Annotated in this window: 10 protein-coding genes; 6 read left to right on the forward strand and 4 right to left on the reverse strand. The window is 74.2% G+C overall.

Translation table 11 applies throughout. The features are described from left to right. Positions 1-14 precede the first annotated feature (14 nt). Positions 15-1,199, reverse strand: a complete 1,185-nt coding sequence (locus F603_RS0113095; protein ID WP_026328379.1) for an NAD(P)/FAD-dependent oxidoreductase — start codon at positions 1,197-1,199, stop codon at positions 15-17. Then, complete coding sequence (locus F603_RS0113100) at positions 1,196-1,528, reverse strand: bifunctional 3-phenylpropionate/cinnamic acid dioxygenase ferredoxin subunit (RefSeq protein ID WP_019546458.1); 333 nt, start codon at positions 1,526-1,528, stop codon at positions 1,196-1,198. The genes F603_RS0113095 and F603_RS0113100 overlap by 4 nt, the downstream gene beginning before the upstream one ends. Before the next feature lie 293 nt (positions 1,529-1,821). Between F603_RS0113100 and F603_RS0113105 the strand changes: the two genes are divergently transcribed. The 5 genes from F603_RS0113105 (at position 1,822) to F603_RS0113125 (ending at position 9,378) form a co-directional block, all read left to right on the forward strand. Then, entirely contained in the window at positions 1,822-2,625 is an 804-nt protein-coding gene (locus tag F603_RS0113105) for an IclR family transcriptional regulator (RefSeq protein ID WP_019546459.1), read from the forward strand. Positions 2,626-3,186: 561 nt separating this feature from the next. Further along, the gene (locus tag F603_RS0113110) at positions 3,187-5,703 is read left to right on the forward strand and encodes an FAD-dependent oxidoreductase (protein WP_019546460.1); all 2,517 of its coding nucleotides are present in this window, start codon (positions 3,187-3,189) and stop codon (positions 5,701-5,703) included. Positions 5,704-5,750: 47 nt separating this feature from the next. Beyond that, the gene (gene solA / locus F603_RS0113115; RefSeq protein WP_019546461.1) at positions 5,751-6,968 is read left to right on the forward strand and encodes an N-methyl-L-tryptophan oxidase; all 1,218 of its coding nucleotides are present in this window, start codon (positions 5,751-5,753) and stop codon (positions 6,966-6,968) included. Then, positions 6,965-8,098: an aromatic ring-hydroxylating oxygenase subunit alpha gene (locus F603_RS0113120; RefSeq protein WP_019546462.1), complete on the forward strand. Its 1,134-nt coding sequence runs from the start codon at positions 6,965-6,967 to the stop codon at positions 8,096-8,098. Before solA ends, F603_RS0113120 begins: the two co-directional genes overlap by 4 nt. Before the next feature lie 110 nt (positions 8,099-8,208). After that, the gene (locus F603_RS0113125; RefSeq protein WP_019546463.1) at positions 8,209-9,378 is read left to right on the forward strand and encodes an NAD(P)-binding protein; all 1,170 of its coding nucleotides are present in this window, start codon (positions 8,209-8,211) and stop codon (positions 9,376-9,378) included. A 79-nt stretch (positions 9,379-9,457) separates the two neighbouring features. Here the strand turns inward: F603_RS0113125 and F603_RS0113130 are convergent, their stop codons facing one another. Further along, positions 9,458-10,798 carry an alpha/beta fold hydrolase gene (locus F603_RS0113130; protein ID WP_019546464.1) on the reverse strand — a complete coding sequence of 447 codons (1,341 nt, stop codon included), beginning with the start codon at positions 10,796-10,798 and terminating at the stop codon, positions 9,458-9,460. Between the two features lie 340 nt (positions 10,799-11,138). On the opposite strand from F603_RS0113130, the gene F603_RS0113135 reads away from it, so the two are divergent. Then, complete coding sequence (locus F603_RS0113135; protein WP_019546465.1) at positions 11,139-11,972, forward strand: aldo/keto reductase; 834 nt, start codon at positions 11,139-11,141, stop codon at positions 11,970-11,972. Between the two features lie 379 nt (positions 11,973-12,351). On the opposite strand, the gene F603_RS0113140 is transcribed toward F603_RS0113135, so the two are convergent. Continuing rightward, the gene (locus tag F603_RS0113140; protein ID WP_019546466.1) at positions 12,352-14,334 is read right to left on the reverse strand and encodes an FUSC family protein; all 1,983 of its coding nucleotides are present in this window, start codon (positions 14,332-14,334) and stop codon (positions 12,352-12,354) included. Position 14,335: the final 1 nt, after the last annotated feature.

The raw sequence follows: 14,335 nt of genomic DNA on the forward strand, positions 1-14,335 counted from the left end.
TGTGCTTGTCGGCGTCATGCCGGCACCGTGCCTGCCGGGCGTCCCAACTCCCTGCGGAGGTGGGCGAACGGCCGGGGGCGGTTCATGGCGACGGCCGCTGTCCGCACCCCCTCGTGCTCGTAGACGGCGGCGAAGCTGCGGTCGCTCGGGGAGCCCTCGACGAGGCGGACGGTGTCGCCCGCATGGCGCCGGCCGGCGAACTGGATGCGAGCGCCGTACTGGTCGGACCAGAAGTACGGCGGTGTCTCGTAGCCGGCGACCGTGGTGCCCGCGAGGAGGTTGCGCACGGCCACGGCCGGCTGCGCCATCGCGTGGGTCCAGTGCTCCTCCCGCCGGCCCGCCGAGCGGGCCACGTCGCCGACCGCCACGACCTGGGGCACCTCGGTGACACCGCCCGCGTCGCAGACCACTCCGTCGGAGAGGGGGAGGCCGCTGTCGAGGAGCCAGGCGGTGGCCGGGCGCGCCCCGATGCCGACGACGACGATGTCGGCCGGAAGCTGCCGCCCGTCCGTCAACTCGACCCACGAGACGCGCTGCCCCGCCGAGGAGCCCGCGCCGTCCTTGCCGTGCAGCTCCGCGACGCCCACGCCCGAGATGAGCGTCACCCCGTGGTCGGCGTGGAGCCCTGCGCACAACGCGCCTATCTCCTCGCCGAGTTGGGAGGCGAGCGGATGGGCGCCCGCTTCGACGACGGTGACGCGGTGGCCGAGCGAGGCGCACGAGGAGGCGACCTCGGCTCCGATGAACCCCGCGCCCACCACGACGACACGTGCCTGCCCCTCCCGCAGCTCGGCGCGGAGCGAGGCGGCGTCCTCCAGCGTGCGCAGGGTGTGCACCCCGAGGAACTGCGTGCCGCGCAGCGGCACCGCCGCGGCGCCCGTGGCGAGGACGACGCCGTCCGAGCGCAGGCGGCGGCCGTCCGCCAGGACGACGGAGCGCTCGCCGAGGTCGAGCGCCGTGGCCCGCGCGCCGAGGAGCCACTCCGGCTGGAGTTCGGCCTCGTCCTGCGCGTCGGTGAGCGCGAGATGCTCCGCCGTCACCGCGCCGGTGAGGTAGCCCTTCGTCAACGGCGGTCGGTCGTACGGCAGATGGTGCTCGGCGCCTACGATGCGCAAGTGTCCCTCGAACCCCTGCGAACGGAGCGCCCTGGCGGCGTGGAGGCCGGCGAGTGAGGCTCCCACTACGGTAACGGTTCTCATGCCGCATCCCCCTTCTCGCGCGCGGGCTCCTCCGCGGGCGAGAGCCAGACCGTACCTTCTTCGACGCTCACCCGGTGTGTGCGCAGGGGGCGTCGCGCGGGCAGGCACTGTGGCTCTCCGGTGCGCAGGTCGAATGAAGCCGCGTGCAACGGGCATTCGATCAGACAGCCCTCCAGCCAACCGTCGGAGAGCGAGGCGTCTTGGTGGGTGCAGGTGTCGTCGACGGCATAGAGGCCGCCGTCGGCGTGGAAGACGGTGATGGGAGGGTCGAGGTCGAGACGGACGGACCCGCCGAGGGGCAGGTCCTCAAGACGGCAGACGGGAATCACGGGTCCCCCTCGTGCTCTTGGCTGCGAGGCACGTTTCGTATGACGCACGATGCCGCGCCATGCGCAACAGAATCCAAGCCGCGGGGCCCGTACGTCAAGGACTCTTTTCCGACGGTCGGCCCAACCGCCCCACAGAGGAGTGGAGTTGGGCAAACCGACGGCGGAACGCGCGGGTACGGCCGCCGGCTTGGTACCGCACGCACGCCGTCGCGGGACCGTCGCGAGCACGGCGCCGCCGGACCGTGGACGCACCCTCCCCCAGGCCCTGGCCTGGGAGAACGCAAGGAGATGGGATGAGCGAGAAGACGGAGGCGCAGACCTCGGGGAGGACCAGGGGAGGCGCCGGCTCCGTGCAGTCCGTCGACCGCGCCGTGAGCGTGCTGGAGATACTGGCGCGGCACGGGGAAGTCGGTGTGACGGAAATAGCCGAGGAGTTGGGGGTGCACAAGTCGACGGCCTTCCGGCTGCTCGGCGTGCTGGAGGCACGCGGCCTCGTCGCGCAGGAGCAGGACCGCGGCAAGTACTATCTCGGCTCAGGGGTGTTGAGGCTCGCCGGTGCCGCCGCCGCACGCCTCGACGTCTCCCAGGAGGGCGCCCCGGTCTGCCGCGATCTCGCCGAGGAGGCCGGCGAGACGGCGAACATCGCCATCCTCGACGACGACGCGGCGGTCAACATCATGCAGGCGCGGGGGTCTTCCTCCGTGACGGCGCAGAACTGGCTCGGCCGCCGGACACCGCTCCACGCCACGTCGAGCGGCAAGACACTCCTCGCCCACGAGCCGAGGTCCGTCCAGGAAAGCGTCCTCTCGCGCGAACTGCCCCGTCTCACCGAGTACACCCTCACCTCGCCCGCCGACCTCCGCGAAGAGCTGCGGACCACGGTGCGGAACGGATACGCCGTCGCCACCGACGAGTTGGAGATCGGCCTCCACGCCGTCGCCGCCCCGGTGCGGGCGCACGACGGCAAAGTCATCGGCGCCATCAGCGTCTCCGGGCCGTCGTACCGTCTCGGCGGCGAGGGACGGCTGCCGGAGGTCGCGAAGCGGACGATGGCGGCGGCGCAGGACCTCTCCCGCCGCATGGGGTACGCGCTCTAGCGCCACTGGCCAACGTCTCCGTATGACCGGCCGGTTGACGCCCCGCGCCGCCCCGTGCGCGGGGTGCGCCCCCTCGCGCCCCGCGCCGGATGCCGCACTCGTCGAGACCTCTTGACGCTGGACGAGCGGCTTTCCCAAGATGTTTCCCATAGCGCAACCAGTCGTGTAAGACGCAACAGTCGCGAGGCTGCGAGTGCGGTGCGGGCACGGGTTCGCCCCTGCCGCTGCCGTCCTCGGCGCAGCACGCCTCGCCCGCTCCGTCCCGCCGCTTGCCGCGCAGGGCCGGAGGTGTCCCCTCCCCCGCCGGACCGCCTCACCTGTTCCGGCCGTTCGAGAACCGCGGGGACCGGCCGCGCAAGGCCGCCGGCAACCCCGCATCCCACACCGTGCACCGTGCGCCCGCATGCGGCCCCGCCGCTGCGGCTCTTCGGCGCCGGTGCCCAACACCGAAATATCACGGGATAGTTGGACCTTCCGCGCTCGGAGGACCTGCTGCCCCGCAGCGCCGCACGTACGCCGTGCCGCGCACCCAGCGCCCGCCGCACGGAAGGAGCCCGCGGCATGTCGTCTCTCCCGCACTCGAACCAACCGCTCACGCCGCCCGGAAGGCCCTCGGACGGCGGCCCCCGCGTGGTGATCGTCGGCGCCGGAGTGGTCGGCTCCGCGCTCGCCGACGAGCTCACGGCGCGCGGCGTACTCGACGTCACCGTCGTCGACCGCGGTCCGCTCCCCGCTACCGGCGGCTCCAGCTCGCACGCTCCCGGCCTGGTCTTCCAGACCCACCCGTCACGGACGATGACCGCCTTCGCCGCCTACACCGTCGCCAAGTTCCGAGGACTCGCCGACGGCGGCCGTTGCTGTTTCCTCGACGTCGGCGGCCTTGAACTCGCCACGTCTCAGGCGCGGTTGGCGGAGTTGCACCGGCGGGCCGGCCTCGCCACCTCGTGGGGAGTACGGGCCGAAGTCGTCTCACCCGAGCGCTGCGGCGAGCTGTGGCCGCTCCTCGACACCGCGGCGGTGCTCGGCGGCCTCCACACCCCGCAGGACGGCCTCGCGCGCGCGGTGCCCGCATGCCGGGCGCAGCTCGCCAGGGCGGAGGCCCGCGGCGCCAGGCTGCTGGAGCGGTGCGCCGTCGTCGGCGTCGAGCGGACCGCCGGGGCCGTCACGGGCGTCGCGACGGAGCAGGGGCACCTTCCGTGCGACGTGCTCGTCTGCGCAGCCGGACTGTGGGGGGCCCAACTCGGGGCGCTCGCAGGGTTCGAGGTGCCGCTGCTGCCGATGGCGCACCAGTACGCCCGCACTCACGCTCTCCCCGCCCTCGCCCAGCGGGCGGACGGCGGCGCCGTGTTCGCAGAGGCGTCCCGGCCGATCCTGCGCCATCAGGACCACTCCCTCTACTTCCGCGAGCACCTTGCCGAGGGGGAACTGGGCATCGGCAGCTACGCCCATCCCCCGCTCCCCCTGGACCCGCAGGCTCCCCCTACGCACTCCGAGACGACGCCGAATCCGTCGCAACTCCCCTTCACACAGGACCTGTTCGGTCCGTCCATGCGGGAGAGCGCCCGGCTGCTGCCGATCCTCGAAGGGATGGAGCCGCGGCACGGCATCGACGGAATCCTGTCTTTCACCCCCGACGGTATGCCGCTCCTCGGGGAGGCCCCGGGGGTGCGCGGCTGCTGGCTCGCGGAGGCGGTCTGGGTGACCCACTCGGCGGGCGCGGCGCGGGCGGTCGCCGAGGCGCTCGTCGACGGCCGCTCCTCGCTCGACCTGCACGAGTGCGACCCCGGACGGTTCGCGGCGGGCGAGCTGTCCCCCGCCCTGGTCCGCGAGCGCGCCGTGGACGAGTTCCGCGACGTCTACGCGATCCGCCATCCCGAGGCACCAACGGACCGCCACTCGCCGCACACCTCTCCGTGCCACGCCCGCCACCTCGAACTCGACGCCGAGATGGGTGAGTCGGACGGCCGTCGGACCCCGCGGTGGTACGCGGTCAACGCACCGCGGCGCGAGGACACCACCTGGGCCGGGCGGCACCGCTCCCCCGCGATCGCCGCCGAGGCCCGTGCCGTACGCACCGCAGCGGGGCTCTTCGACCTGAGCTGGCGCAGGCGGATCGAGGTCACGGGTCCCGGAGGCGTGTCCCTCCTGGAGCGTTCTCTGACCCGGAGGCTGCCCGATGTTCCGGGCGGGAGCGTCCGCGCGCTCTTCCTCGACGAGGCCGCCGGCATCCGCGGCGACGCGCACCTGGCGGAGGTGGCCCCGCAGCGCTGGCTCCTCACGACGCGGGCGCCCGGAATCGTCGAACTATTGGCGCGTGACGCGGAGTTGGGCACCCACGTGGCAGAGGTGACCGGTGGATGCTGCCGGCTCGGCCTGTGGGGACCGCACGCCGGGGAGGTGCTCCGCTCGGCCGGGACCGTACGCCGCGCAGGCGACCGGTCCGCTGACGTGCGCCTCGTCTGGATCGGGCGGGTGCCGGTGACCGCCGTGCGCTCCGAGGAGTTCGGCGAGCCCGGCTGGGAACTGCACACCGACGCCGATCTCGGGCCGGCGCTGTGGGACACGCTGCGTGCGGCGGGCAGGGGACTCGGCCTCGTCCCGGCGGGCCTCGCGGCCCTGGAGACGCTGCGATTGGAGGCCGGAGTCCCGGAGTGGGGGCGGGAGTTGAGCGCCGAGTGCCTGCCGTCGGAGGCCGGCCTCGACCGGGCCGTCGACCCGGGGCACACCGGGTTCACAGGGCTGGCGGCGCTGCACGGTGCTGCCCCGCCGCGCCGCCGGCTCGTCCGGCTCACGCTCGACGACCCCGACGCCGCGGTGCTCGGCGGTGAGCCGGTGCGGGTCGCGGGCGCCCCGGCCGGGCACGTCACCGGCGCCGCGTTCGCACCCGCGGCCGGTCGCTGCCTCGCTTTCGCCTGGCTGCCGGCGCGGGCCGCCGTGCCCGAAACCCCCGTCGACGTCGAGTACTTCGGCGAACGGCTCGCCGCGACCGTACGTGCGGAGCCGGAACGCCCCGCAGGCGCCTTCGCCGTCGCGTCGCTCGCCGAAACCCCGGCGGCGACGAGCGGCGCCCCCGGGTGACGGGGTACCGCCGGAAGCAGCCGATTCGCACCTCCAGGAGTTGCACCATGGATGCAGACGTCATCGTCCTCGGGCTCGGCGCGATGGGCAGTGCCGCGGCCCACCGTCTCGCCGCACGGGGCGCCACCGTGCTCGGCCTCGAACGCCACGGCCCTGCGCACGACCGCGGCTCCAGCCACGGCAGCTCGCGGATCATCCGCCAGGCGTACTTCGAGGACCCCGCGTACGTACCGCTCCTGCTGCGCTCGTACGAGCTCTTCGGCGAACTGGAAGAGGAGAGCGGACGTGCGCTCCTCACCCGGTGCGGCGGGTTGATGATCGGCCCGGCCGGGAGCCGTACCGTTGCGGGGAGCCTGGACTCGGCGCGCCGCTGGGAGCTCCCGCACGAGCTCCTCGACGCCTCCCAACTCCGGCGCAGGCACCCGACATTCGCCCCTGGTGAGGACGAGGTCGCTGTCTGGGAGCCGCGCGCGGGCGCCGTGCGCCCCGAGGCGACCGTTGCGGCGCAACTCGCACTCGCCGCGAGGTCGGGTGCCGAACTGCGGTTCCACGAACCGGCGTTCACCTGGGAAGAGTTGCCGGGAGGCCGGGGGGTGCGCGTGGAGACCGCCCGTGGTGTGCACACCGCGGCACAGCTCGCCGTCTGCCCCGGCGCATGGGCTCCCCGGCTTCTCGACGGCCTCGGGGTGCCGTTCGCCGTCGAGCGGCACGTGCAGCAGTGGTTCCAACCGGACGGCGGCACCGGCCCGTTCGGGCCCGAGCGGCACCCGGTCTACATCTGGGAGGACGGGCGGGCCGTGCAGGTCTACGGTTTCCCCGCCCTCGACGGGCCCGAGGGCGGCGTCAAGGCGGCTTTCTTCCGCAACGGCACCGACTGCGACCCCGAGCACCTCGACCGCAGCGTCCATCCCTCCGAGACGCGGGCCCTCGCCCGCCACCTCGCACCCCGCCTCCCGTCGCTCCCCGGTGCCTTCCTCCGCGGCGACCCCTGCATGTACACCACCACCCCGGACGAGCACTTCGTCCTGGGACGCCATCCCGCGCACCCGGGGACGACCGTCGTCGTCTGCGGGTTCTCCGGCCACGGCTTCAAGTTCGCGCCGGTGGTCGGCGAGATCACCGCGGAGCTGCTCCTCGACGGCGCGACCCGCCATCCCGTCGCGCTCTTCGACCCGACGCGGTTCTCCGTAGCCGACGCGCCGCCTTCCGCCACCCCTGCCACGCCTCAGCACAGCGTCCACCGCACCCGAGGAGCCTCCCGATGACGTCCGCAACCAGCCTCCTGGCCACACTGCCGGGGACCCGCTACACCGACCCGGCGGAGTTCGCACGCGAGCAGCAGCACCTTCTGGAACGCCACTGGTTCTGCGCGGCGAGGTGCGCGGACCTCGACGCGCCCGGCTCCTACCGGACGGCCCAAGTCGGCCGTGAGAACGTGGTGTTGGTCCGGGACCGCGACGGCAGCCTGCGCGCCTTCCTCAACGTCTGCCGGCACCGCGGCGCCCGGCTGTGCACCGCGGAGTCCGGCGCCGTGCGGCGTTCGCTCCAGTGCCCCTACCACGCGTGGACGTACGGTCTCGACGGGCGGCTCGTCTCGGCGCCCAACCTCGCCGGCATGCCCGACCTCGATCGCACGGCGTACGGCCTGCACCGCGTCGCGCTGCACGAGTGGCTCGGGTACGCCTGGGTCTGCCTCGCGCCGGAGCCGCCGTCCTTCGACGCGACCGTGCGCGCCCAGGTCACCGAACGGCTCGGGGACGCGCGGGCGGTGGAGCGGTACGGCGTCGAACGGCTGGCGCTCGGCCGACGCGTCTCCTACGACGTCGCGGCCAACTGGAAACTGATCGTCGAGAACTTCATGGAGTGCTACCACTGCGCGACGATCCACCCCGAACTCACCGAGGTGCTACCGGAGTTCGCGGGCGGCCTCGCGGCGCAGTACTGGGTGGGCCACGGCCCCGAGTTCGGGAGCGAGGTGGACGGGTTCACCGTCGACGGCGGCGCGGGCTTCGCACGGCTCCCCGAGGTGCCGGCCTCCCACGACCGCAGGTACTACGCGGCTACCGTGCGCCCGCAGGTCTTCCTCAACCTCCTCCCCGACCACGTCGTGCTGCACCGCATGGTTCCCCTCTCCCCCGCGCGCACCCTCGTCGAGTGCGACTGGCTCTACGCCCCGGAGGTGGTCGCTTCCGGCGACGACGTCTCCCGCTCCGTCGAGCTGTTCCACCGGGTCAACCTCCAGGACTTCGAGGCGTGCGAGCGGACGCAGCCCTCGATGGACTCGCGCGCCTACCGCGCCGGCGGCGTCCTCGTGCCGAGCGAGCACCACCTGGCGGGGTTCCACGCGTGGGTGGACGAGGAACTCGCAGCCGGCGAGCGGACCGCAGCGGGGTGACCTCCCGGATGTCACACCGTCCGCCGCGGCCGCGTCGTACGTGCGGCGGGCCGGACCCGGTCCGCCGCAGCCTGCGGGGCGGCCGTGCGCCGCCCGGGAAGGAGAGACGCATGACGGACCGGGTGACGATCGTGGGCGGCGGTATCGCCGGGCTCACCGCCGCGGTCGCCTGCGCGGAGAGGGGCGTGCCCGTCACGCTCCACGAGGCCCACCGCACCCTCGGCGGGCGCGGGCGCGCCACCGACCCGCCCTACGTGGCGCACGAGGGCGCACACGTCTTCTACGCCGACGGACCGCACTGGACGTGGCTCGAGGAACGTGGTTTCACAGGAGAGTTGGGCCGCCCACGGTTGCGTGACGCACGGCTCGCCTTCGTGCGCCGCGGGAGGCTGCGGGGGCTGCCGCCCGCCGGCATGATGCGCATGGCCTCGCCTTGGCGGCCCCGCACCGCCCCCGTGGACGAGACCTTCCACGAGTGGGCCTCCGCACGCTGGGGCGAGGAGGCAGCACGCGCGGCGGCCAACGCCGTCGCCGTCACGACTTTCGACGCCGACACGGGACGCCTCTCCGCCGCCTTCGTCTGGCAGCTCTACCGCAGGGTCTTCGCGCCGAAGCCACCGGCCGTCCGATGGGTGGTCGGCGGGTGGCAGGCGGTGCTCGGCCGAATGGCGGCACGCGCCCGGGAGTTGGGCGTCGAGATCGCCCTCGGGTCGCGGGTCGAAGCGCTTCCCGAGACGGGCCCGGTCGTCGTCGCCACCGAACTTGCCGCGGCGCGCCGGCTGTTGGGCGACGACGCGCTGCACTGGGAGAGCGGGCACTGCGTCCTGCTCGACCTGGCGGTACGCCGCCGCACAGGGGACCGCTTCCTCGTTTTCGACCTCGACTCGGGCGGGTTCCACGAGTCGTACTCGTTTCAGGACCCGACCACGGCCCCGGCCGGCGAGTCGCTCTTCCAGCTCGACATGCCGGTCCGCGCCGACGATTCGACGACGCAGGCCAGGGCACGTCTCGACGCGCTCGCCGACCTCGCGCTGCCCGGCCGGCACGGCCGCACCGTCTGGCAGCGCACCGCCACCGCCCGCGGCCGGAGCGGCGCGATCGACCTGCCGGGCAGCACGTGGCGGGACCGTCCGGCCATCGACCGCGGCGACGGGGTCTTCCTCGCCGGCGACATGGTGGCGGCGCCGGGCATGCGCGGCGAGATCTCGGTGCTCAGCGGCGTGCGGGCGGCCGAGGGCGCCGTGGAGGCGTTGCGCAGGAGCGCGGTGCGCGCCCGTTGACCGGTTGCGGAGCCGCGGCCGGTTGCTGGCCGCGGCTCCGGGCGGGGCGTCCGCCAAGTGGCCTTGTGCGGCGGCGTGTTCACGCTCGGCCGCGCACCATGGCGAGGAGCCGGTCGAGGATGCGGAAGCCGTCGGCTCGTAGGCCGTTGTGCTCGTACTCGCTCGTCACCCATGTGCGCAGGTTGCGGACGCGGTCGGCGGTGGCGAGGGAGTGCGCCGTGTCGACGTAGAAGTCGTGGAAGTAGACGGCTGCCGCTGCGGGGACCTCGTTCGCCGCGAGCTGGTTCGGGTCGTAGAGCGGGGGCCAGTCGCCGCGCGCGTGGAGCGCTTCGGCCGCGCCTTCGAGCGGACGCAAGGCGGGGTCGGCGCGGAACGCCCAGGGGAAGGGTGCCTCGCCGGTGAGCGGTACGGGGCCGCCCGCCTCCAGCGCGGCAGCGGCGTCCAGCTCCGGGGATGCGTCGCGGACGCGCTGGGCCGCCCAACGGGTGGGCCCGGCCTGGTCGAAGGAGGGCTCCACCATCAGCGGAAAGAGCGGCATCTGCGCGAAGGAGACGATCGCGGCGGTCTGCGCGAGGAAAGCGTCGGAGAACCGGCGCGGGACCGTACCGCCCGCGTCGGCGCCCCCGGTGAACGCCTCCTGGAGCAAGTGGTGGAGGACCTCGGCGCCGGTGTCGGCGCCGAGGACGTTGCCCAGCGCCTGGAAGCGTTCGGCCGTCAACTCCCCGCCGTCCGGCAGCAGTACGGGTTCGCGGAGCAGCTCACGCACGATCGTGCGGACCGTCTCGACGTCCTGCGGGTACCGCTCGTAGTACGCCTCGACGCGATGCGCACAACGGCGGAAGGCCGCGCGCCAGGAGTCGGCCGCGTCGACCCCGAGCGCCGGCAGGCCGCCCGTGAGCAGCGCCTCGCGGAGTCCTTCCGGCGCGTGCGACAGGTAGCTGAGGGCGCAGAAGCCGCCGAAGCTCTGACCGAGCACGCTCCACGGCTCGTCGCCGAGGAGCGCATGCCGTATCGCCTCGCAGTCCTGCACGATCGTGTCGGCCCTGAAGTGCGCGAGATACTCGGCCTGTTGGGACGCGGTGCCCCGGAAGGGGAGGGTGTGCCGGTCGACGGGTGCGGAGAGGCCGGTGCCGCGCTGGTCGAGGAGGAGCACCCGGAACTCCTGGAGGGCGCGGTCGAGCCAGCCGTCCCTGCCGAGCGGCCGCGGTGCCTTGCCGCCGGGACCTCCCTGGAGGAAGAGGAGCCAGGGGAGCCGCTCTGCCTCCCGGTCCGGTGCGACGGCCTCGCGCGCGTAGAGGGTGAGGTGTTCGCCTCCGGGGTCGGACGGGTCGAGGGGTACGTGGAAGTGCCTGTCCGTGAGGACGAGTCCGGGGAGCCGGGTGACGGCTCCGGTGGTCGCTTCGGCGGCGGTCTGCGGCATGGGTGCGCCTTCCGGTCGTACGGCGGGCGGACTCGTCCGCCGGGATGGTGCGGTCCGGGCACGCTATCGGGTCGGGGCAGCGGTAAGAGGGTCGATCGGGCTGTGTGCGCCGGGAGTTGGGTGGCCCGAGAGGAGCACGAGCCGTTGTTGCGGAGAGGCTTGCGGGCGGCATGTCGCGGTGACGGCGTGACTTGCGCCGGGCGCTCGGAGCGCGCGGCGCACGCCCGCTCGTCGACCGTCGGACCTGCGGCGCACGCCCCTCCTCCTCGCGGAAGGACGGCGGGTGGGCGATCATCGCCCGAGGTCGCCCATCCCGGGCACCGCGATGAGAGGACGAACGATGTCAGAGGTACGCACCGTGGCGCTGCCGAACGGCACCCTCGTGCCTGCACTCGGTCAGGGCACCTGGCGCATGGCCGAGGACCGTGGGAAGCGGAGTGCCGAGCTCGCCGCGCTCCGCCGGGGTCTGGAGCTGGGGCTCACCCTCGTCGACACGGCGGAGATGTACGCGGAAGGCGCTGCCGAGGAGCTCGTGGGCGAAGCCCTGCGGGGGCACAGGGACGAGGTCTTTCTCGTCTCCAAGGTTCTGCCCTCGCACGCCGGCGCACGGGACGTCGCGCGCGCCTGCCACGACAGCATGAGCCGGCTCGAAACGGAGCACATCGACCTCTACCTGCTCCACTGGCGGGGAACAGTGCCGCTGGAGGAGACCGTCGACGCCTTCGAACGGCTCCAGCAGGCTGGTTCGATCGGCGCGTGGGGCGTGAGCAACCTCGACACCGACGACCTCGCCCAACTCCCCGACGGCGCCCTCCCGCAGACCGACCAGGTCCTCTACAACCTCTCGCGCAGGGGCCCCGAGTACGACCTGCTCCCCCGCCTGCGCGAACTGTCGGTCCCCGCGATGGCGTACTCACCGGTGGAGCAGGGCCGCATCCTCCAGGAGCCGGCACTGCACTCCGTCGCCGACGCGCACGACGCGACCCCCGCCCAGGTGGCGCTCGCCTGGGTGTTGCGCGGCGGCGACACCATCGCCATCCCGAAGGCCGGCACCAACGCCCACGTGGAGGAGAACCGCAAGGCCCTCGACCTCCACCTCACCGCGGACGACCTCGCCGCACTGGACGCGGCCTTCCCACCACCGTCGCAGAAGCAGCCGCTCGACATCCTGTGACACCGGAAGGCCGCCCACGGAGGGCGAGTTGGGCGGCCTCCTCCGAGGGGCGGACCACGTCGGGGGTGACTGTTCGCGACGCCCGCAGGCCGGCGGGCGGCGGGTAGTCCACGCCTCGGGCGCCCGGGCGCCCGAGGCGTGGCCCCCGGGGGTCCCGACGCAGCCGCCGGTACCGCGAGCGGGGCTCGGAACCGGGCTCGTCGAGGCGGTCCGGGGCATGTCGGTGCAGCGGCAGCGCCGCGGCGCACTTCCCTCGGGCGCACGGCGCCGGTGCGCGAACACGCCTGCTCCACGCGACCGTTCGCCGGCATCGGCGCACGCACAACGCTCACGCAGGCAGTCAGCAGCGGCACAGCGCCAGGGCCCGGAGCGCCCCGGCTCACGCCGCCGGAGTGAACACCCCCACTCCACGCAACCGTTCGGCAGCATCACCGAGCGCGCGACGCTCGCGCGCCGGAGCGCCGGGGTGGGTGAACGCGCGCCGCTCCTCGAGGCGGCGACCCGCGCACGCGAGTATCCCGACCGTCTCCTGCACGGACGCGGCCTCGGGTGGCGGAGCCCCGTTGGCGAGGCGCACGGCGCAGGCGGTCGCCGCGTCGACGACGCGTTCGGCCGTCGCCATCGCCGGCAGCCACTCGTGCATCCGCCCGCGCAGCCAGGGGAGTTCGGCGGACGCCGTCTCCGCGAGGCCGCGCGCCTCCGCGAGCGCGCGGTAGGCGGCTCTGCGCAGGGCCCTGCGGTGCGCCACGGACTCGGTGTCGTCCGGCCCGGCTGCAAGGGCGAGTCGCACGTACTCCTCGGTGAGGCGCAGCCCGACGACGAACCGGTGCCCGACCCGCGCCCCGGGCCCGAAGACCAGCGGCAGGTGGCCTACGAGCAGTGCGAGTCCGCACGCGATCGCCGTGTGGGTGAGGCGGGCGCCCGCGGCCTGGGTGTCCCCCGCCGTGAAGACCATCGCGAGCACCATCACCGTCGCCACAGCGGTCTGTCCGGCGAAGTGCCGCCCGGCGACCGGCACCGCGGCACCGGCGGCCCCTGCGACGATGACGGGCCACCACGGCCCGCCGCCGAGCAGCCACAACAGCTCGAAGAGGAGCACCCCGACGGCGGTCCCCGCGAACCGGCTCACCGTCCGCGAGAAGAGCGGCCCCATGTCCGGCTTGACGAGGAAGGCCGCCGTGGCGGGCAGCCAGTACCAGTGCGCCGTGCTCAGCGGCTGCGCCGCGGCGGTGGCCGCCGAGACGGTGACCGCGACGCGCAGCCCGTACTCGCGCCCGGCGGCACCGAGCATGCGACCGCGCCGGCTCCGCCGCCGCACGGCCGCGTCGAGGGTGTGGGGCCCGGCCGCGGTGGTCGGTTCGTTCCGGGCGAAGACCTGTGCCGCCTCGAAGAGCGCACGGTCGAAGGAGGCGCGCGCCGGGGTGTCCGAGGCGGGCGCCGGGAGCCACCCCGGCAGCGCGCCGGTGCGCGCGGCGGCGGCGAGCCGCCGCGGCCCTTCGGCGACGCGCGCCGGGAGAAGACACCCCTCCCACAGCAGCGCGACGCTCGCTTCGCAGAGCGCCGTGGCCGCGGCGAACCGCCCGGCGAGGAGCGCCTCTTCGACGCGGCCCGAGCGGCGCAGGGTGCGCAGGACCCTCCGCATCCGGAGTGCCTCGTCCGCACGGTCGAGTGCCGTTGTGAGACGCCGGCGCGCGGCCTCGGCTCCGGGCCGTCCCGCCGCTTCCAGTGCGTCGGCGAGCGCCTCGTAGACGCCGGCGACCGCCGCGCGTTCCCCGTCGAGCGCACCGGCACGCGCGCCCGGCGTACGCAGCAGCACCCGGAGGAGCAGGAGCCAGCCCGCACCACCGAGGAAGCAGAGCGCCTTCAGCCAGGCGTCGCCCGGCAGCGGCATCCCCGCGCCGACGGCCGTCGCCACCGTTAGCTGCATACCGGCGGCCGAGAGCACGGGCCCGCTCACGCTCACCGCGCCCGAGACGAGTCCGACGGCGAAAAGCAGCGGCACGGCCCACCAGCCCGAGGCCACCAGCGCCGCGAAGACGCTGCCGAGCAGGATGCCGAAAGCCCCTGCGAGCGCAGGCACACCGATGTGCGCAATGCCCGTACGCCGCGTGCCCGGACGGTCGTTGACGCCGGCGAGCATGGCGCCGACGCCCGCGAGCACGCCTGCCGCCGGGTGTCCCGCGAGGGTGGCGAGGACGAGGAGCGGTCCCGCGCTGAGCGCTCCGCGGAAGACGGCCTGCCAGGGCATGGGGCCCCGCTGCCAGTGGAAGAGGTGCGCCAGCCAGGGCGGCAGCACGGCGCGCGTGCGGGACTCGGAAGGTATGCGGGGTGCGGGTTGCGGACGGTGCGGTGTCCTGTGCACT

The sequence above is a fragment of the Streptomyces sulphureus DSM 40104 genome (genome assembly GCF_000381025.1).
In the GTDB taxonomy this organism is placed as follows: domain Bacteria; phylum Actinomycetota; class Actinomycetes; order Streptomycetales; family Streptomycetaceae; genus Streptomyces; species Streptomyces sulphureus.

Bases quoted from the DNA above. Each gene is read 5' to 3' on its own strand.
- F603_RS0113095 (WP_026328379.1), bottom strand. From the start codon at position 1,199: ATGAGAACCGTTACCGTAGTGGGAGCCTCACTCGCCGGCCTCCACGCC.
- F603_RS0113105 (WP_019546459.1), top strand. From the start codon at position 1,822: ATGAGCGAGAAGACGGAGGCGCAGACCTCGGGGAGGACCAGGGGAGGC.
- F603_RS0113110 (WP_019546460.1), top strand. From the start codon at position 3,187: ATGTCGTCTCTCCCGCACTCGAACCAACCGCTCACGCCGCCCGGAAGG.
- solA (WP_019546461.1), top strand. From the start codon at position 5,751: ATGGATGCAGACGTCATCGTCCTCGGGCTCGGCGCGATGGGCAGTGCC.
- F603_RS0113120 (WP_019546462.1), top strand. From the start codon at position 6,965: ATGACGTCCGCAACCAGCCTCCTGGCCACACTGCCGGGGACCCGCTAC.
- F603_RS0113125 (WP_019546463.1), top strand. From the start codon at position 8,209: ATGACGGACCGGGTGACGATCGTGGGCGGCGGTATCGCCGGGCTCACC.
- F603_RS0113130 (WP_019546464.1), bottom strand. From the start codon at position 10,798: ATGCCGCAGACCGCCGCCGAAGCGACCACCGGAGCCGTCACCCGGCTC.
- F603_RS0113135 (WP_019546465.1), top strand. From the start codon at position 11,139: ATGTCAGAGGTACGCACCGTGGCGCTGCCGAACGGCACCCTCGTGCCT.